Below are 18,164 nucleotides of genomic sequence, written 5' to 3'. Positions count from 1 at the left end.
AACAACTCTAAAACCGTGGCCAATTTTAGTTGACTACTACACAACGACCTTATCCTCTATGACTACATGGTCAAATTCACGAAAGAGCATGCAAAAGCTGAGGCTGATATCGATGCGCTACCTTGGAACTTCGAACATTAAAACCTCGCCCCTTGGGTTCATGGGTGTTTAAAAAACGTGCGTTAGATCTATTGACATTGCATGGTTGTTTTTTGTACTGTCCCAGTTGGTGATAACAAAACTATCAATAAGGATTTGACATGATCAATAAGTTTTCTATCTTATTCAGCTCTCGTTCGACTAAAATCTGGTTGGGTTTATTAATCACTTATTCACTTTTTTACGGAATTGCTAATGCAGCGTGGCTAGGTGAGGAAGGATTAAATGGAAAGCGTGTCGTTTTAGTACATGGTTTTCAATTTTCTGATTTGTCGAATCCGCCAAGCCGGGAACAATATTTAGATCGATGTCCTATAAATTATGAAATCCGCAGAATGGCTTCTTACTGTGTTGGTTGGCCCTCCCACTTAACCTTTACAGAGTTAAAGCCAATCCTGGCTGAGCATGTCACCAATATAAAAAAACAATTCGGAGACCAGAATATTGTATTTGTCACCCATTCCTCTGGTGATTTGATCAAAGAGTACATTCTGAAGTACCAGAAAGCTTGGTTAGCTTTTGAAGGGAAGTCACCATTAAAAATCGAAATGAGTATTGACTTCGCCGGTGCTAGTGGTGGCACTGAGTTATCAAACCACGCAGTTTACTTTGATAATGATTGGCTAACCGCACTAGTTTTTGGAAGTACAAACAAGGGTTTGGGTTTTGTGAATGAATTGACTACTCACCATGCAAGTTCGTTGACTAATTCATCATCTCGCTACAGTTCAATACCTAGACTTCGTGTCATATCTTCAGGCAAAAAAAATTGGTTCACCGATTATTTAATCAATATGGGTCTTTTAGTTGGTGATGCAGATGACCTAGTTCCACTTCACTCACAATGTGGTTCGAAAGCTACTAATAAAACTTCGTCGTGTAGCCAGATGATAGCCATGTCGGGGCAAACTGGCTATCAATCCAATGGTATGAGTAATAAAAATCGCCGTAACAACTTCTATCCATGGTTAGGTTCACGAATCGCTACACACGGTAATATTTTGTCTGATCGGAAACTTACTAATAATGAGTTAGTCAAGTTCGGTACTATCCCTTTCAATGACAGTTTATCCGAGAACAGTGAAACTTCAGGCTACTGGATTTGGAAGAAAGAATATAAGTTTGTTAGTAATACCAACAACTCAAGTATCTCAGAATTACTTTCCAAGCTCAGGTAATACATTGCTATGTTGCGCACGCTATCAACTCTAACCCTAATTATTGCGGCGTGCGCCGCCTTGTCCTTATTGGTTAAAAAGTCTGCGCTTGATGTGTCTACTCCTACATTCCTCAGTTCAAAGAACCTTAAGTTAGATACCGGAGGTGCTAATCACAATACAGTTCCCGTAATCTCTCAGAATAAAACTGACAATGTAGAAAAGACTATCAACTCTCTACAGCCAGAAGATATAGATTTGCTAAATAAAGTTGCCCTTTCTGAGTCATTGAGCTCTAGGGTACAACATGACACCTTGTTTCCTAACTATTCACAACCCTTTGATGTGTCTGAAGTTGATTCACTCCCTGAGTATCCCAACATATTCGCTGGAGCAGGTATAGCATTTTCCGTTGGCTTCGATAAAAAAGTCTATACAACAAACGATGTCGCTACAGTTTCATTAAGCGGGCCAAATCCTTTACAAGTCCTTGTGAATCATAGCGCGATATCCCATCAGAGACCTCCAACAAGCCTTCAATTACAACTTTCTGACTATGAGCTACCAATTATCATCACTGTGATAGACAACGTTACTTCAAACCAATTTAGATTACAGCTTGACGTTCTAAGCGTGATACAAGGTGACTTACATATTGACCCGTACCCATTATACGAACATAACCATATGGCAATAAATTATCGACTTGAGAGCGCTGAACTGGGTTATTTTATGATACGAGCTCTGTTATTGAGAGATGATATACCTATTGCCATTCTAACAAGTGAACAATATAAGTCCGAGTCTAATAAACGTATGAAAAATATGTTTAAAGTAGATGCTGCATTACTAAAAGACCTAGATAAAGGTAAACATACATGGTCTTTGGATAACATATTTATCGAAAAACTTGGTGACCCGTCAGAAGAAGATAAAATAATTTTTATCGATAAAAGAGTAGAGTTATTCGGGGTTGAAAGCTCTGCACTATCGATAGATAAAGAAGAGAGGATGGAGAGGGAAAAAGCAAGACTGAACTTATTACAACCGTTACTAATCGAATAACTTTAAACGATTCGTTTGGTTCCCCTTTGTATTTCTTGAACAAGTTCTGAACAAAAATGTCTGCAACGAGACATATTTAATTAGGATAAAGCTTTTCGATAATCACACCATCGATAACAAACTTCTGGATAGCACAAACAAGTCATCAAAAGCCATACTGATTTAAAGAAAGTAATGAGTGTGACGTTATATACAGCTTAACAATAGCCGCTCGAACATATGATTAGAAAAAAGCGAGCCCACTAGACTCGCATATCGGTATTTCGTTTTAATATCAATTACAGAAGTTCTACCGACTGCTGAGCAATCACAAACTCTTCATTAGTTGGGATAACCATCGCTACGGCATCTAGCATCTCAGACTTAGCAATAATGCCATCTGCGCCAAAACGAGCACCTTCGTTGCCAGCAACATCTTCAACAAAACCTAGGATCTTAAGGTTTTTCAGGATCTCACGACGGATTGGTAGAGAGTTCTCGCCGATACCACCTGTAAAGATGATGCCGTCTAGAGAGTCTAGTGTTGCAAGGTAAGAAGCAACGTATTTAGCTACGCGGTATGTGAATACTTCGAAAGCCAGCTTAGCGCCTTCATGGCCCTCTTCCATAGCTTCCAAAATGCCACGAGCATCGCTCGTTAGACCAGACACGCCTAGGAAGCCAGACTCCTTGTTAAGAGAGTTGAAGACTTGCTCTTGTGACCAACCTTTCTTAAGTAAGTATTCGATGATACCTGGGTCTAAGTCACCACAACGAGTACCCATCATAAGGCCTGAAAGCGGTGTGAAACCCATTGATGTATCAACACTGTTACCGTCTTTGATAGCACATACCGATGCGCCGTTACCTAGGTGAACAGAGATGAAGCTAGATTCTTCAACAGGCTTGTTTAGCATCTTCGCAGCTTCACGGCTTACGAAATAGTGGCTAGTACCGTGGAAGCCGTAGCGACGCACCCCGAAGTCTGTGTATAGCTCTTTAGCGATTGCACCAGTAAATGCACGTTGTGGCATTGTTTGGTGGAAAGCCGTATCAAATACAGCGAACTGAGGCAGAGAAGGGAAAGCTTCAATCGCAGCGCGGATGCCGATAGCACCTGCTGGGTTATGAAGTGGAGCAAGATCAGATAGGCTTTCAATCTCGTTCGTTACTTCTTCAGTAATGCGAACAGTCTGAGTGAACTTCTCACCACCGTGAACGATACGGTGACCGATAGCAACGATATCAGCCGTGAAACCAAGGTCTTCCATCAGGCCTACCAATTTGCCAATAGCAATCTTGTGGTGGCTAACTTCACCCTGAATAGCAATTTCAGTTTTCTCACCTTGGTATTTCCAGCTCATACGAGCATCTTCAAGACCAAAACACTCCCCTAAGCCACTCAACACTGCTTCACCAGAAACAGAATCAATGACAGCAAATTTTAGGGATGAACTACCCGAGTTAATAACCAGAACAAACGAATTAGACATTGGATATGGATCCTGTTTCAGTACGAATTAGATGAAGTGTTTACTTCAATTTTAGTTAAGCCCATTATTCAATAATTTTTGAATCTTTCAACTTTTGTTTCGAAAAAATCACTTAATGAACACAATTAAGTTGATCTTAGTCATTATTTTATTTATTTCGAGAGCAAAATTAAAAAATAGTTAAATATGAAAACGAAAAACCGACAAAGCAAACGGCTGCTTAAACTATTTTTAACTTAATTTGAGTGTTCCGATAGACGGTCAGAATCATGAAACAAAGCAACTGTACTCGCCCCGTCCAACACTCTACATTCTCTAGAAGTTGAGCCCAGCGTAAGCAGATTACACAGCAATTCGAGAGGCTTTTATTACTACTACTTACCTGTAGCACATAATTTAAGTATGGCCTTACAACGCTAGACAGTTACGTTACGGAGCAAGATAGAGTGATTGATCCCTTCCCCCGGGAGTTAAAACAAGCAGGCACAAAAAAGCCGAGCATTATGCTCGGCTTTTAAATTCAGTATCTAGACTAGAGCGTCTAAGCTATAAGTTGATTAACCTTCGTTGCGCTCTGGACGACGACCACGGTTACCGCCGTTGCCATGACCACGTTCACCACGGTAGTTGCCACGGTGATCGCCACCACGGTTACGGTCGAAACGACGCTCGCCATCACGGCCACCTTCACGGTTGCCATCGCGGTTACCACGGTATCCACCGCGACCGCCTTCACGATTACCATCACGGTTTCCGCGGTAACCACCACGACCACCATCACGACCGCCACGGCCACCGTTACCACGACGTGGTTCACGGAAATCGTTGAAGTCTACAACAACAGCACCAGCTTCTTTTTGACGGATGCGTAACTTGCTTAGTTTACCAGCAGTTTCAGAGTTCATTGCTTTTGGCAGTTGAACGTAAGTTGAACCTTGGTCCAGTTTGATAGCACCGATAGAACCTTTAGTTAGGCCAAGTTCGTTTGCTAGTGCGCCAACGATATCTTTAACCTGAACACCTTGCTCACGGCCAACTTGTAGTTGGTAAGTATCCCAATCTTGGTTGCTGAAATCACGGCCACCGTTATCACGGTTTTCACGACGCTCTTTACGACGGTTCTTGTCGCGCTCGATAGCAGCGATCATTGGGTCTTCACCAATGTAGAACAGTGGGCTCTTACCTTGCTGACGCTTAAGAAGCATTGCAGCTAGAGTAGCTGCATCAACGTCTAGAGACTCTTGCAGAGTAGTAATAAGACCTGCGAAGTTTTCTAGAGCTTTGCTCTCTTTCTCTGTTTCAAGCTCAGCGCCAAGCTTAGCAACACGTGCAGCAGCAACTTGGTCACGTAGAGGAAGTTGGATTTCTTCCATTGTAGACTTAGTTACGCGCTCGATTGTGCGAAGCATACGAATTTGGTTTGTGCGAACCAGAAGGATCGCTTTACCTTTACGTCCAGCACGGCCAGTACGACCAATACGGTGGATGTAAGATTCAACATCGAATGGGATGTCGTAGTTGAATACGTGAGTGATACGTGGAACATCAAGACCACGAGCTACAACGTCAGTTGCAACTAGGATATCGATAACACCTTGTTTGATGTGATCAACAGTGCGCTCACGTAGAGATTGAGGAATATCACCGTGCAGTGCAGCAGCTTTAAAGCCACGTGCAGATAGCCAATCAGCTAGACGCTCAGTATCTTGACGAGTACGTACGAATACGATTGACGCGTCAGTTTCTTCAGTTTCTAGAAGACGAGACATTGCTTCGTCTTTTTCTACGCCTTTAACAACCCAGAAGTTCTGCGCTACTTTATCAACTGTGTGGTTAGTACCAGCAACGTCAACTTTTGCAGGGTTACGTAAGTAACGGTCAACAATAGTCTTAACCATTGGAGGCATAGTTGCAGAGAATAGTACACGTTGTGCAGATTCTGGCGCTTGCTCAAGGATCCAAGTAACGTCATCTACGAAGCCCATTTTTAGCATTTCATCTGCTTCATCAAGAACAAATGTGTGTGCTTCATCTAGGTGTAGACGGTCACGAGTTAGTAAGTCTTTAACACGACCTGGAGTACCAACAACAATGTGAGCACCACGGCTTAGAGCGCGCATTTGGTCAACGATCGAAGCACCACCGTAGATTTCAATAACTTTAAGACCTTTGATGTCACGGCCTAGGTTTTTGATTTCCGCAGCAACTTGGATCGCTAGCTCACGAGTAGGAGCCATGATGATTGCTTGTGGTTTGTGTTGGTTTAGATTGATTTTGTTTAGTAAAGGCAGAGAGAATGCTGCTGTTTTACCAGTACCAGTCTGTGCTTTACCTAGTGCGTCACGGCCTTCAAGAAGAAGAGGAATAGCTGCTGCTTGGATTGGAGTTGGAGAAACGAAACCCATGCTATCAAGAGCTGAAAGGATGTTTTCGTTTAGGGCTAATTCATTAAATTGAATTACAGATTCGGACATTGGGATCCCACTATATATAAGTAAACAAAAGGTCCCGGGAGCTCTACCATTTCCAATACTGATCCAATCAGATACTGATTCCATTCAGAGTTACGAAGCAGTAATAAAACACTTCAAGCCATTAGGGACGTCTAAGGGAGGCGGATTATTCCTTAAATGCATAAAAAAAGCCAGAAAAAATTGAATCACATCACATATTTTTCGGTTTTCTTTCAATGCTGGCTATCATATCGTCAAAACTTGATGAATATCTCGTCATAGCCGTTTACATCAATTGAATTGAACCTAGGGCGTGTTGACCTTTCGTGGTTAAATTTTGTTTAAGATAAAAGCGTTTTAATCGCGGCGAGGGGGAAGTAGCCTAGTCATTCTAAGCAAATCTCCCTCAACAAAGAGTAAAACGCTTTTAGCTGAACCCTTCAGCAGCTTTTGCTGGTCATTTCTACTGCGTTATCGGCTTCTCATGTAGGCTAGCTACACATCGACGCCTCTGCCTTGTATAAATACCCCGCAACTCGCTGCAAAAATCAGCTCGTAAGATCAACACGCCCTTGTAAATAAGATAGCAATTAATTTGCGCTCCTTTCGGCTTTAAGTAGTAATCAGGCCTCGCAATGATTATAGTGTGCTCAATTGTTCTCGTAAGATAAAAGTAAGATGTTTCAAGATAACCCTCTACTCGCTCAGCTTAAGCAACAAATCCAAGAAACCCTCCCGAAAAAGGAAGGCACAATCAAAGCCACTGAAAAAGGATTTGGTTTTCTAGAAGTAGATAGCAAGACTAGCTACTTCATCCCACCACCGTATATGAAGAAATGCATTCATGGTGACAAAGTAGTCGCTATCATCCGTACTGAAAAGGAGCGTGAAGTAGCTGAGCCAGAAGAGTTAGTGGAACAAGGTCTTACTCGATTCATCGCACGAGTAAAGCTGTTCAAAGGTCGACTTAACGTTGTTCCTGATCACCCACAGCTGAAAAAGCTGCAACTTAAAGCTAAAGCTCAGAAAGGTTTAAACCCTGAGACGCTAAAAGAAGGCGACTGGGTTGTTGCACACATCATTCAGCACCCGCTAAAAGGCGATAATGGCTTCTTGGCGCAAATCTCAGAAAAGATCACTGACGCTGACGACAAGATCGCACCTTGGTGGGTAACTCTCGCACAAAACGACCTTCCAAACAGCGAGCCGGAAGGTATCGACAACTGGCAGATCAACGATGATGCTGATCTTGAACGTGTAGACATGACCCATGTTCCTTTTGTGACTATCGATGGCGAAAGCACAAAAGATATGGACGATGCGCTATACGCGAAAAAGAAAGAGAACGGCGATTTTGAACTGACTATCGCGATTGCTGATCCAACAGCGTACATCTCTCCAGATGATGTAATGGACAAAGTAGCTCGCGAGCGTGGCTTCACTATTTACCTACCTGGTCGTAACATCCCAATGTTACCTCGTGACCTTGCAGACAACTTATGTTCGCTTATCGAGAATGAAGTTCGCCCAGCTCTATGCTGCACAGTGACTGTCTCTAAAGATGGCGTTATTGGCGATGACATCAACTTCTTTGCAGCGAACATTAAATCTCACGCTCGTCTAGCGTACGACAACGTATCAGATTGGCTAGAAACAGGTACCTCAGAGAAGTGGCAACCATCTGAAGAGATCGCAGCGATTGTTTCTGACCTACACGAATTTGCACAAGCACGTTCAGTATGGCGCTCGGCGAACGCAGTGGTATTCCCAGATCGCCCTGACTACCGCTTTGAACTAAGTGAAGATAACGATGTTGTTGCTATTCACGCAGATATGCGTCGTAGTGCGAACAAGTTGGTTGAAGAGTCGATGATCAGCGCAAACATCTGTGCAGGTCGAGTGTTAAAAGAAAGCTTTAACCAAGGTGTGTTCAACTGCCACTCTGGTTTCAAAGCCGAGAAAGTTACAGACGTTCTTGAACTGGTTAACCCACAAGCAACAACACCGTTTACAGAAGAGCAGATCGTTTCTCTTGAAGGTTTTTCAGCATTGCGTCGCTGGTTAGGTTCACTTGACAGCAATTACTACGACAACCGTATCCGTAAATTCCAAGCGTACAGTGAGATCAGCAATGAACCTGCACCACATTACGCAATGGGTCTAGACATTTACGCGACATGGACTTCTCCAATTCGTAAATACGGCGACATGATTAATCACCGTATGCTGAAAGCGCATATCCTTGGCAAAGCACCAATTCAAACACCAGATGAGACTATCGGTGATGAACTTGCACTACACCGCCGCCATCACGGTATGGCTGAGCGTAATGTTGGTGATTGGTTATATGCTCGCACCCTAGCTAACGCACCAGCAGAAGAAACACGCTTCCAAGCAGAGATCTTCGACATTAACCGTGCAGGTATGCGTGTTCGCTTGCTAGAGAATGGTGCCGCTGCATTTATCCCTGGTTCTCTCATTCTTGATAATAAAGAAAGAATCGAGTGCAACAGTGATATGGGTACTGTATCTATCGATAAAGAAATGGTATACAAACTGGGAGACGTTTTAGAAGTCGTTCTCTCTGGAGTTAATCAGGAAAACCGTAATTTAGTAGCAAAGCCTACTCAAGTCTTTGCGGACTTGCCTAGCGAGCCCGAAACAACAATCGAAACCGAAGCTTAATAGCTTTAACGATTAGAGCTTCTAAGGTTACGGCTTTCAAAGCCGAAAGCTTCAAAGGTTCACTTCTAAAGGCGCTATTTATTAGCGCCTTTTTTGTAAATGTCTCATGCTTAAACAATACTAAAATTAATAAGCAACTCGTTTACAACGTCAAAGAAGCACATTATGTCATCAATAACAGTTACTCAATTCAGAAACTTCATCCCCAGGAAGCGAGAGCGGTACCCCGCCTCTAAAAATGGTATTTTCATCGTTTCAAAAGGCAGTATCTCTTTCATGCTCCCCGATGGCACCGAAGCCTCATTGCAGGCAGGCGATTTCACACTTTATAACTCCGGCCAGATTAAAGACATCACAGTAGATACAGTAAATGGCGAATTCAGCGCAACCTGCTTAGATTTTGATTTAGATATTTTCCAGAAATTCATCAACCAATTCAGTGTTCTAGAGTCCACTCGAGTCCCCAACCAGTACATCTAATTCAACCAAACCGACACCGAGATCTGCGAACTGAAAGACCTCATCATGTCTTTAGCTCATTCTTCAACTAAAAATGACTACGCACTCACTCAATTAGGGTTAGGTCTGCTCTCACTGATGGTCGAACAATACCCAGCTCTACTGGTTATCATCGCACGAGCTTCAAGGTTAACGGTCACACAAAAAGTCATTCACTACATTGAACAGAATATTGAAAACAATATCTCTTTGGATACGCTCGCCAGTTACATGGGCATGTCGCCAGCCACACTGAAACGCCGTTTATCGGCTGAAGACCTTTCGTTTTCAAACTTATTGAAGGTTAAGCGTATTGCTCATGCCGCAACGCAACTAAGAACGTCGACCAAATCCATTACCCAAATCGCTTATGAATCTGGCTTTAAGAGCGCTGCGCATTTCAGTACAGCCTTTAAAACGTATCACGGAAAAACACCGAGAGATTTCCGTTCACTTATCGCACAATCTCAATTGCAAAGCGTGAAACCACAGGTTTAAAGAATTTAAATAAATTGAGATAAAAGATTTGGTTTCGGCAAATCTAAGCCGATAGATTTAGGCGTTGTATCACCACCAGCTAAGGCATAAGGTTGGTGGTTATGACCAAAAGTACGATTTGGGATCTTTTTCAATCTCAGCTAACACTGCTTCAAGGTCTTTCGATTTAGGAAGATAAGGGTAAGGTCCCCAAGCCACAGTATCAGACTGTGCATCATCTTCTAATGGCACTGTAATCAGCCAACATGCTGACGGCTCATCAAAAGTCACGCAGGCAATGTCGTTTGTGTAATCACTATGAGATGAGTCGAGCAGATAATGCGCCTGTGAGAACATCACACCGCCCTCACATTCTTCAAATAAGGATTTGCCTAACTCAACAGGTAAACTGCTATTACGGGAAGTACAGAGCTTTTCAGCCCCAACGAGAAGACGATTAAGTTCTATATGGATGACGGACATAACACTCCTTGTAACTTCATAGAAATTCTCAAAGTTGGAATCCCTTTTGAAAGCTTAGGACTCAACCGAGATTTTAGCGAACCCACCCCAACAAAATCCCGACCACGCTCCCATAAACCCGTCTTACTCACGTGAGGGGTCTCAAACCGAACATTCATTAGCCCTTTTCACTATAAGGCAAGCATATGGAATTTCACAAAAGTGTCATATAACCCACCTATGATATGCGACAAATGTTATTAACTAGGAGTTGTTTATGTTACGAGTCGCGCTTGCCTCTCTTTTATCCTTAGCCCTGTCTTCTCAAGCTGTTTTAGCGCAAGAAACCAATATTTCGGGCTCCACTTCTGTTTCTCGAGTGATGGACGTATTAGCAGAGGAGTACAACAAGACTCACCCTGAGAGCTATATCGCGGTTCAGGGCATCGGCTCGACAGCGGGTATTACCTTGGTTAATAAAGGTGTGGCTGATGTTGGTATGAGTTCACGTTACCTAACTGATCAAGAACAGAGCGACAAACTCAAAGTATTCCCAATTGCTTTTGACGGCTTAGCTGTTGTAACTAACCGCTCAAATAGCGTAAATAACGTTTCTCGCGAACAGCTGTTTGATATATACAAAGGCAAAATCACCAACTGGAAAGAAGTGGGTGGTGCCGATCAGCCTATCGCGGTGGTAACTCGAGAAGCATCGTCAGGTTCACGCTACAGCTTCGAAAGCTTGCTTGGTTTAACGAAGATCATTAACGACCGTTTAGTGTCTGACATCAATCCAAATAACTTGGTAGTTAACAGTAATAGCATGGTTAAAACCATCGTGAACCACAACCCGCACGCGATTGGTTTTATCTCTGTTGGCTCAATTGATCGCTCAATCAAGGCCATCACTTTTGAAGGTGTAGAACCGACATCTAAAAACATCGCTAACCATAGCTATGAGCTAGCTCGCCCATTCTTGTTGCTGCACAAAATTGATTCGGTTTCTGAAGAGAGCAAAGATTTCATCAAGTTTGTGAAATCTAAACAAGGCCAAGACCTTATTGAGGAATACGGCTACACTCGCATTAAGTAGTAAATGAGTGAGTAAGTTGTATCTTATGAATACAAAAAGAGAGAGCATCACGCTCTCTCTTTTTTGAATCTTTATAAATCGCTTAGTTACAAACCACTTAGAAGTGAAGTTGAATCACTGAAATGATAACCGCACCAGGTCGACGAACACCTTCGATTTCTACGCGAATCTCGCGTTCGATCTCTAGACCTTTCTTAATTGGTGTTACTTTCGTTAACGTACTTTTCGCACGAACGTTACTGCCCGATTTTACAGGGTATGGGAAACGAACTTGGTTAAGGCCAATGTTCACAACCATTTTAGCTGTTGGAAATTGAGACTTGTCAGGATCAACGCTGTCAGTCAAACGAGGAAGCAGAGACAAAGTTAGGAAACCATGCGCGATCGTCGTTTTGAAAGGAGAATCAGTTTCTGCTTTCTCTGGCTCAGTATGGATCCACTGCATATCTTCAGTCACAAGACCAAATTGGTTAATACGATCTTGGCTTACATTGATCCAGTCACCAGTATGAATAACTTCACCAATCTTCTCGTTCAGCTCGTCAAACACAAGTTGTGCTTCTGGCTTCAATACGATTTGCTGCTCGACTGGCACATCTTCATTTACCGCAGGTTTATGGTGATCACGAACCCATGCAAAAAAGTGGCTATTTTGCGTGCGGTTCAGAAAGTCGCCCCAGTAATCTCTAAGAGCTGGAGACATCCATTGCATAAACTCTGAGTGTTGCGATGACAAGCTGTCGCCTCGGTGTTTAAATAAATCAATGACCTTCATAAGAACCTCAATGCACAAAAAATTTCAATATAACTTCGTAATTTTGAAACAGTTCACACTATTGTGCAAATGGTTTCGAGCATACAAGCGTTAGCCGAATACCTATATTTCATTAATAAACAGACAGTTAGCAATAAAACATCATTTTATTAGAAAACCAAAAATAGAGTGTTAGCTCTATCACATAATAAGAACTTGATTATATAAAAAGCGTTTTTATACATCTGAGTAATAAAAAAGGCTTAGCACACTGTTGAGCCTCAATTTTTACTAGGATTTATTTTAAGAAGAATCCGCTTTATGAAAAGTGAGTTCTTCTACTCATCATCGAGTGGCACTAATTTAGTATTACCGCCATGTGCTTTCTCGCTTACGTTGTACAAATGCATAGATGCTTGGGATTAGGAAAGTACCCGCCAACAACACACATAACAGACCACCGATCAATGAAATACCCAGAGAGTTTTGGCTCACATGACCTGCAAAGGCTGCAAAGATTAGTGGGAAGATACCCAAGGTAAACGACCAAGAGGTCATGTTCACAGCACGGAAACGTAGCGTACCGCCCTTCACAGCTGCATCGTCGATTGGTGCGTCTTTCTCTTCACGCTTGACCTTCGCAAATTCCACAATCAAAATTGCGTTCTTTGCTGCCAAGGCTATCAAGAGAACCAAACCTATTTACGCATACAAGTTTAGCGGCGTGCCCGTAAGTTTCAGCGCCAAAAAGGAATCCAGAGTCGCGACCGATACAACCAGGATAATAGCAATCGGGATCGTCCAACCCTCATAATGAGCTACCGTGAATAGGTAAATAAAGATAAAAGTGTTTCAACTTGTAAATTGAAATTGGATATATATCAACCCTTTACAAACCATCAACAATTCATGATCAAATATATGTTTGTTACTTCCCCTCTCTGCATATATTGTCTAACATAAGCTGGTTTCAATAATAAAAACTCATACTTCCTTGTTAAGGTAATTCGAATGATTTCAAAATGGGCAAAACGTTTCTATCAAATGGCGGAATTAGTCGGTTCCTGGAGTAAAGATCCGTCCACTCAAGTTGGTGCAGTTATCACCAAACACAACCGTATTGTTTCAGTTGGCTTTAATGGCTACCCTCATGGCGTATCAGATAGTGCAGACACTGACGATCGTGAGATGAAATACCTGAAAACACTTCACGCAGAAGAGAACGCAATCTTGTTTGCCAAGCGTGATTTAGACGGCTGTGAAATCTGGGTGACTCACTTCCCTTGTCCAAACTGTGCAGCAAAGATTATTCAGACAGGTATTTCTGCAGTCCACTGCCCAGAGCAAAGTGAAGACTTCCTTTCTCGCTGGGGAGACAAAATCAAGGTGAGCCAAGATATGTTTGAGCAAGCAAGCGTACAAGTCGATTGGTTGCCACTGGCTGACCTAGACTAAACGAACAGATAGCAAGAACAAAAAAGCCGAGAGTCGATATTAGCGCTCTCGGCTTTCTTTGGTTTGGAGCTCAGCGGACCGCAGAATTAAGCACTGACAGGAAATGCTTCAGAGTATTCTTCCATAAAGTCTCTACGAATCTCTTGCTCTAAGTGAACCGCCTTCTCAGTTGGACAGAAAATCATAAAATGGACCTCTTGTTCCCCCGTCGAACTGCTTGTGATGTGAATGTGAGGCTCAGAGCCCGGAAGGTCGACGCCAGCGTGCTTTTCAATGACGCTGTTATAACGACGCGCAACATCAATGAACTCTTCACAATGCTCTTCAATCTTCGAGATTAAGCCAGGTACCATTGGGTAGAGGTTGACGAAGTCTTTCACTGTCACCGTGAAGCTATGATAAACGTAGCGTTTCATGAAGTTGAGATTCTTCACTGGGTAAGTAAAGAACATGCTGTTAGGTAGCGTGGCCGTCTTGCCAGTAAAGTGGTATTGCCCGTGATAAAGGTCGATTTCCTGAATCACTGTCGCCATCAAGTTGTGTTCGATCACTTCACCACTAATTTTGCCCACTTCAATCCAATCACCAATTCGGAAAGATCGTGAGCTAGCACGTTGAATCGAGCCGGTGAAACACAAAATGATCTCTTTTGAAGCGACTACGATCGCAACGGCAATCGCAGTTACAGAGAGAGCAAACTCACTGATTTCAGACTTCCAGAGGAGGAAAAGCGTAATTACAATAATCGTAAAGGTGCCGTTTTTAGTGCGGGACATCCAATTACGTTGGTCTTCGCTAAGGAAAGCAACATCACCCCTAATTTGAGACAAGGTGATTCGGCGGATGATTAAAACCAGACTGATAATCAGCGCACTAAAAATAAACTTATGAGCGAGTAGAAAATCTATGACTTGCCACACTTTTTCCATTACTTAATCCTTAGCATTACAACATTTAGCTTTACGACGGTTCGCTTTACAATAAAGCCGCTAATATCAGTGCTATGTAAAAGCGCTCAACTCCTGAGCGCTCGTATTCATTCTGGTATTAACTATTTGGGCGTGTTGACCTTTCGCGGTTAAATTTTGTTCAGACAGGGCGCCTAGTCAAAAGCGTTTTAATCGCAGCGAGGGAGATGTAGCATAGCCATTCTAAGCAAATCTCCCTCACCAAAGAGTAAAAAGCTTTTTGCGGGGGCGCCCAGCTCGAACCCTTCGGGCAGCGTTTGCTGATCATTTCTACTACGTTATCGGCTTCTCATGTAGGCTAGCTACACATCGACGCCTCTGTCTTATATAAATACCCAGCAACTCGCTGCGAAAATCAGCTCGAAAGATCAACACGCCCTAGAAGGCTATCATTTTATTTTGGCAGAAGTAATAAATTGGCCAAAGGTTTCACACCAAATCACAACGGTATTAAATCGATTAAGATCAGTACCTTCCGGTAGTTCAACCATAAACCGGTCAAATGTTTTGACATCTCCGACTCTGAGTAACTCGCTCTTACTACCATTAAAGACTTGCTCGGTTTCAATGAACTTAGGAGATAGGTAAACCTTGTAGTCCGGCCCTGGAGCAAGTTCGCCTTCAAACGCAATTGCACTTTCTGAAACCGAAACGATACCCTCGCCCCAGTGTAAGAAATCACTGTCTTGGCGGTCTTTGCTGAACTCACCAGTATAAATGGCCTGTTGGCTGATCGCTTCAACCGAGCTCGAAGATGGAAAATCAGGCTCAATTAAGATGGGTAATGCGTAAACACCAAGCCCAAAACCAACAGCACCCACGGCTAAGTGGGTGCAGAGTAAAACTGACTTTTTCATCGCATACTCCCTTTTGCTTAAAGAGAGTATTATTGAATAGTTTTAAAAATACAAAGAGATATCGCGTTAAAGGCCGCTATTTTTGGTAGTGAGCGGCTGTGCGTTGCGATAACTCAACAATCACTTTTACCGCTTGTTCCATACCCTGAATAGTGATGAACTCATGAATACCTTGGAATTTGTAACCTCCAGTAAAGATATTCGGGCATTGCAAGCCCATGAATGACAAGCGAGCACCGTCTGTACCACCTCGTATCGGTTTGATCATCGGTTCCACATCGTACTCGATCATCGCTTGCTTCACCAACTCAATAATATGTTGATGGGGTTCAACCATCTCTTTCATATTGAAGTAGCTATCGGTAAGAACCAATTTCACATGCCCTTTCTCAAGGCGCTCATTCAATTCATCGACTTTCTGTTGCATGAATGCCTTACGCGCTTCTACACCTTCGCGCTCAAAGTCGCAAATAATGTAACCTAGCTCAGAGCGAGCGACACCCATTTCCGCTGACTTCAAGTGATAGAAACCTTCATAGCCTTCAGTGCATTCTGGCGTTTCTTGTGATGGCATCATCAATTAGGTGATTTGACCCGGAGAACTTGGGCACTGCTGATTCGAAGGATCGGATTTAGTATCAAAAGTAACGTAATTCAGGAAACATTCTACAAGCTTTTCCATAATTCATCTCACCATGGATTAAGCAATTGATTTACTGACTTAATTATTAGATAAATACGTGTACAGAGTCAGTAGCGAGGTGTTTCATCTTACGCCCCTGACTATCTATGTATTTGCTCCAAATCATTATTGTGCGAAATTTGATCGGCTTCCTATACTTAATCTAGAGGGTTGCGTCAGTTCAGTATTGCGTTCGGATGATGAGAGATCGCTTTGTACACATTCTACGCCCTCCGCTCTCAGCCTAAAAAAAGTATAAAGTGGATGATGTTCACAATTTATCTCCGATGCAGAATCTGTCATACGTTAGACGGAGATGTAGCTATGACGATTAATAAATATTTCATTTTCTCTCCTCAAGCCTCTGAGGAACAAATTCAACCAGTATTAACTGAAAAAGAAGTTCAAAGGCAGGAAGCTCTAAAGCAGGCGCAAACCCAAGGTGGATTTGATACCAGCGCAGCCTAGTAGATCACGTATATCTAACACCATACCCTCTTATAAATGAGCTCTATTCACTATCCGGTAGAGCTTGTTTATTTTCAGTACTTCTCCCCTCGATTTGTTTTTAATTCCATTGACACTACCAATCATTGACATGTGTTTCTCGCTCCAAAGCTTTTGTTACTTTTCACACATCACTCACGCTTACTCAGACGCTGAAAAATGACTCATTAAACTGCCTCAAGCGATACCTTGCCTCGCCATTTTGTGCTAATAATTCATATTCGTTTTTATCCATCACTCGCCCTTTTTTCAAAACTATAATGCGAGTACCAGAGAACCCAACAACAGGAATCCTGAATTCAATGGAATATTCAAAACTAGGAAGTAGTCAAATTCCCGTTTCCCGAATTTGTCTTGGGAGCATGACTTGGGGGCTGCAAAATACTCAACAGCAAGCCGACCAACAAATTGAATACGCACTAAGCCAAGGCATTAACTTTATTGATACTGCAGAGATGTACGCAGTACCACCTTCTCCAGAAACCTATGGTAAAACCGAAACGATTATCGGTAACTGGCTGTCACGCAACCCACAGCGTCGCCAAGAGTTAATCATTGCTAGTAAAATTGCGGGCCCTGGATTGCCTTGGGTTCGTAACGGTGGCCCTATCTCTGGTGAAGCGGTGATCGCCGCTGTGGATGCCTCATTGAAACGCTTGCAAACGGATTATATCGATCTGTATCAACTTCACTGGCCAAATCGCACAACACCGCACTTCGGTAAGCATTTTCCTAACCAGATTCGTTTTAGCGACATCGACCGACAGCAGCATGAAGCTGAAATGTTGGAGATCTTACAAGCTCTTGCAATCTGTATTAAAGCAGGCAAAATTCGCCACGTTGGTCTATCCGATGACAGCACTTGGGGGATTAACACTTACTTTAAGTTAGCTGAGAAACATGGTTTGCCGCGTATGGTCTCTATCCAAAATGAATTCAGCTTGCTACACACGAAAGACTGGCCATATTTGATTGAAAACTGCGTGCATGAAGACGTCGCTTACTTACCGTGGTCACCTTTGGCGGCCGGTATGCTTAGTGGCAAATACATTGATGGCGCAAGGCCGGAAGGCAGCCGTTGGACTTACATGCAGCGCAAAGGTATTTTCCGTGATACTGAGTTGGCTAATGAAGCAGTTAAAGGCTACGTAGAAGTGGCAAACGCACATGGATTCACGCCAAGTCAGCTCGCCTTAGCATGGTGTAACCAAGTGGATGGCGTTACCTCAACCATTATTGGTGCAACCACTATGGAACAGCTTAAAGAGAATATAGCAGCGTTCAGCAAGCCGCTTTCTGAAGAAGTTCTGACTGATATCAACACCGTCTTTAAGCGCTATCCTGTACCGTATTAATCGGTAGGTTAAGCTTATCAGGTTCCGTTGAGCTTAAGTTGATCCTATAAGAGCGCACTATTTAG

General features: G+C 42.8%; 16 protein-coding genes and 1 pseudogene. 9 read left to right on the top strand and 8 right to left on the bottom strand.

What is annotated here, in order from left to right:
* Window positions 1-260: 260 nt before the first annotated feature.
* Together ACTRWI_RS03015 and ACTRWI_RS03010 are read left to right on the top strand one after the other, a co-directional pair.
* Entirely contained in the window at window positions 261-1,337 is a 1,077-nt protein-coding gene (locus ACTRWI_RS03015; protein ID WP_499129250.1) for a hypothetical protein, read from the top strand.
* A 9-nt stretch (window positions 1,338-1,346) separates the two neighbouring features.
* Window positions 1,347-2,381: a hypothetical protein gene (locus ACTRWI_RS03010; RefSeq protein WP_499129248.1), complete on the top strand. Its 1,035-nt coding sequence runs from the start codon at window positions 1,347-1,349 to the stop codon at window positions 2,379-2,381.
* Window positions 2,382-2,659: 278 nt separating this feature from the next.
* Here the strand turns inward: ACTRWI_RS03010 and ACTRWI_RS03005 are convergent, their stop codons facing one another.
* Together ACTRWI_RS03005 and ACTRWI_RS03000 are read right to left on the bottom strand one after the other, a co-directional pair.
* Entirely contained in the window at window positions 2,660-3,853 is a 1,194-nt protein-coding gene (locus ACTRWI_RS03005) for an acetate/propionate family kinase (RefSeq protein ID WP_499129246.1), read from the bottom strand.
* 557 nt (window positions 3,854-4,410) lie between these two features.
* Window positions 4,411-6,327: a DEAD/DEAH box helicase gene (locus ACTRWI_RS03000; protein WP_499129244.1), complete on the bottom strand. Its 1,917-nt coding sequence runs from the start codon at window positions 6,325-6,327 to the stop codon at window positions 4,411-4,413.
* 657 nt (window positions 6,328-6,984) lie between these two features.
* On the opposite strand from ACTRWI_RS03000, the gene rnb reads away from it, so the two are divergent.
* The 3 genes from rnb to ACTRWI_RS02985 all read left to right on the top strand — a co-directional run bounded on the left by rnb (window position 6,985) and on the right by ACTRWI_RS02985 (window position 9,987).
* Complete coding sequence (rnb, locus tag ACTRWI_RS02995; RefSeq protein ID WP_499129242.1) at window positions 6,985-8,991, top strand: exoribonuclease II; 2,007 nt, start codon at window positions 6,985-6,987, stop codon at window positions 8,989-8,991.
* A 165-nt stretch (window positions 8,992-9,156) separates the two neighbouring features.
* A complete protein-coding gene (locus ACTRWI_RS02990; RefSeq protein ID WP_499129240.1) occupies window positions 9,157-9,471 on the top strand; it encodes a hypothetical protein in 315 nt (104 codons plus the stop codon).
* Window positions 9,472-9,516: 45 nt separating this feature from the next.
* Window positions 9,517-9,987: a helix-turn-helix domain-containing protein gene (locus ACTRWI_RS02985; protein ID WP_499129238.1), complete on the top strand. Its 471-nt coding sequence runs from the start codon at window positions 9,517-9,519 to the stop codon at window positions 9,985-9,987.
* 99 nt (window positions 9,988-10,086) lie between these two features.
* Here the strand turns inward: ACTRWI_RS02985 and ACTRWI_RS02980 are convergent, their stop codons facing one another.
* Window positions 10,087-10,449: a DUF3024 domain-containing protein gene (locus ACTRWI_RS02980; RefSeq protein WP_499129236.1), complete on the bottom strand. Its 363-nt coding sequence runs from the start codon at window positions 10,447-10,449 to the stop codon at window positions 10,087-10,089.
* Window positions 10,450-10,705: 256 nt separating this feature from the next.
* Between ACTRWI_RS02980 and ACTRWI_RS02975 the strand changes: the two genes are divergently transcribed.
* A complete protein-coding gene (locus ACTRWI_RS02975; protein ID WP_499129234.1) occupies window positions 10,706-11,521 on the top strand; it encodes a phosphate ABC transporter substrate-binding protein in 816 nt (271 codons plus the stop codon).
* 97 nt (window positions 11,522-11,618) lie between these two features.
* Here ACTRWI_RS02975 and ACTRWI_RS02970 read toward each other — a convergent pair whose 3' ends face one another.
* Both ACTRWI_RS02970 and ACTRWI_RS02965 read right to left on the bottom strand, forming a co-directional pair.
* Window positions 11,619-12,296 carry a MaoC family dehydratase gene (locus ACTRWI_RS02970; RefSeq protein WP_499129232.1) on the bottom strand — a complete coding sequence of 226 codons (678 nt, stop codon included), beginning with the start codon at window positions 12,294-12,296 and terminating at the stop codon, window positions 11,619-11,621.
* Between the two features lie 317 nt (window positions 12,297-12,613).
* Window positions 12,614-13,118 (bottom strand): annotated as a pseudogene (locus ACTRWI_RS02965) (efflux RND transporter permease subunit); the annotation flags it as partial.
* Between the two features lie 168 nt (window positions 13,119-13,286).
* Between ACTRWI_RS02965 and ACTRWI_RS02960 the strand changes: the two are divergent.
* The gene (locus ACTRWI_RS02960) at window positions 13,287-13,730 is read left to right on the top strand and encodes a dCMP deaminase family protein (RefSeq protein ID WP_499129230.1); all 444 of its coding nucleotides are present in this window, start codon (window positions 13,287-13,289) and stop codon (window positions 13,728-13,730) included.
* Window positions 13,731-13,816: 86 nt separating this feature from the next.
* Here ACTRWI_RS02960 and ACTRWI_RS02955 read toward each other — a convergent pair whose 3' ends face one another.
* From ACTRWI_RS02955 to ACTRWI_RS02945, 3 genes are all read right to left on the bottom strand, one after another.
* Window positions 13,817-14,659 carry a mechanosensitive ion channel family protein gene (locus ACTRWI_RS02955; RefSeq protein ID WP_499129228.1) on the bottom strand — a complete coding sequence of 281 codons (843 nt, stop codon included), beginning with the start codon at window positions 14,657-14,659 and terminating at the stop codon, window positions 13,817-13,819.
* 428 nt (window positions 14,660-15,087) lie between these two features.
* Window positions 15,088-15,555 (bottom strand): DM13 domain-containing protein, encoded by a 468-nt coding sequence (locus ACTRWI_RS02950; RefSeq protein WP_499129226.1) that lies wholly within the window; start codon window positions 15,553-15,555, stop codon window positions 15,088-15,090.
* A 76-nt stretch (window positions 15,556-15,631) separates the two neighbouring features.
* Entirely contained in the window at window positions 15,632-16,132 is a 501-nt protein-coding gene (locus ACTRWI_RS02945; protein ID WP_499129224.1) for a zinc-binding metallopeptidase family protein, read from the bottom strand.
* A gap of 429 nt (window positions 16,133-16,561) precedes the next feature.
* Here ACTRWI_RS02945 and ACTRWI_RS02940 point away from each other — a divergent pair, with 429 nt between their 5' ends.
* Both ACTRWI_RS02940 and ACTRWI_RS02935 read left to right on the top strand, forming a co-directional pair.
* Window positions 16,562-16,705: a hypothetical protein gene (locus tag ACTRWI_RS02940; protein WP_499129222.1), complete on the top strand. Its 144-nt coding sequence runs from the start codon at window positions 16,562-16,564 to the stop codon at window positions 16,703-16,705.
* A 341-nt stretch (window positions 16,706-17,046) separates the two neighbouring features.
* A complete protein-coding gene (locus ACTRWI_RS02935) occupies window positions 17,047-18,099 on the top strand; it encodes an aldo/keto reductase (RefSeq protein ID WP_499129220.1) in 1,053 nt (350 codons plus the stop codon).
* Window positions 18,100-18,164: the final 65 nt, after the last annotated feature.

It is taken from the genome of Pseudoalteromonas sp. G5_S1_14_S5, assembly GCF_054968605.1.
Note: the sequence above shows the minus strand (reverse complement) of the source record. Positions and strands in the feature narration are given on the sequence as shown.

Excerpts from the sequence above, each read along its gene's own strand:
- ACTRWI_RS03015 (WP_499129250.1), top strand. The coding sequence starts at position 261 with ATGATCAATAAGTTTTCTATCTTATTCAGCTCTCGTTCGACTAAAATC.
- ACTRWI_RS03010 (WP_499129248.1), top strand. The coding sequence starts at position 1,347 with ATGTTGCGCACGCTATCAACTCTAACCCTAATTATTGCGGCGTGCGCC.
- ACTRWI_RS03005 (WP_499129246.1), bottom strand. The coding sequence starts at position 3,853 with ATGTCTAATTCGTTTGTTCTGGTTATTAACTCGGGTAGTTCATCCCTA.
- ACTRWI_RS03000 (WP_499129244.1), bottom strand. The coding sequence starts at position 6,327 with ATGTCCGAATCTGTAATTCAATTTAATGAATTAGCCCTAAACGAAAAC.
- rnb (WP_499129242.1), top strand. The coding sequence starts at position 6,985 with ATGTTTCAAGATAACCCTCTACTCGCTCAGCTTAAGCAACAAATCCAA.
- ACTRWI_RS02990 (WP_499129240.1), top strand. The coding sequence starts at position 9,157 with ATGTCATCAATAACAGTTACTCAATTCAGAAACTTCATCCCCAGGAAG.
- ACTRWI_RS02985 (WP_499129238.1), top strand. The coding sequence starts at position 9,517 with ATGTCTTTAGCTCATTCTTCAACTAAAAATGACTACGCACTCACTCAA.
- ACTRWI_RS02980 (WP_499129236.1), bottom strand. The coding sequence starts at position 10,449 with ATGTCCGTCATCCATATAGAACTTAATCGTCTTCTCGTTGGGGCTGAA.
- ACTRWI_RS02975 (WP_499129234.1), top strand. The coding sequence starts at position 10,706 with ATGTTACGAGTCGCGCTTGCCTCTCTTTTATCCTTAGCCCTGTCTTCT.
- ACTRWI_RS02970 (WP_499129232.1), bottom strand. The coding sequence starts at position 12,296 with ATGAAGGTCATTGATTTATTTAAACACCGAGGCGACAGCTTGTCATCG.
- ACTRWI_RS02960 (WP_499129230.1), top strand. The coding sequence starts at position 13,287 with ATGATTTCAAAATGGGCAAAACGTTTCTATCAAATGGCGGAATTAGTC.
- ACTRWI_RS02955 (WP_499129228.1), bottom strand. The coding sequence starts at position 14,659 with ATGGAAAAAGTGTGGCAAGTCATAGATTTTCTACTCGCTCATAAGTTT.
- ACTRWI_RS02950 (WP_499129226.1), bottom strand. The coding sequence starts at position 15,555 with ATGAAAAAGTCAGTTTTACTCTGCACCCACTTAGCCGTGGGTGCTGTT.
- ACTRWI_RS02945 (WP_499129224.1), bottom strand. The coding sequence starts at position 16,132 with ATGATGCCATCACAAGAAACGCCAGAATGCACTGAAGGCTATGAAGGT.
- ACTRWI_RS02940 (WP_499129222.1), top strand. The coding sequence starts at position 16,562 with ATGACGATTAATAAATATTTCATTTTCTCTCCTCAAGCCTCTGAGGAA.
- ACTRWI_RS02935 (WP_499129220.1), top strand. The coding sequence starts at position 17,047 with ATGGAATATTCAAAACTAGGAAGTAGTCAAATTCCCGTTTCCCGAATT.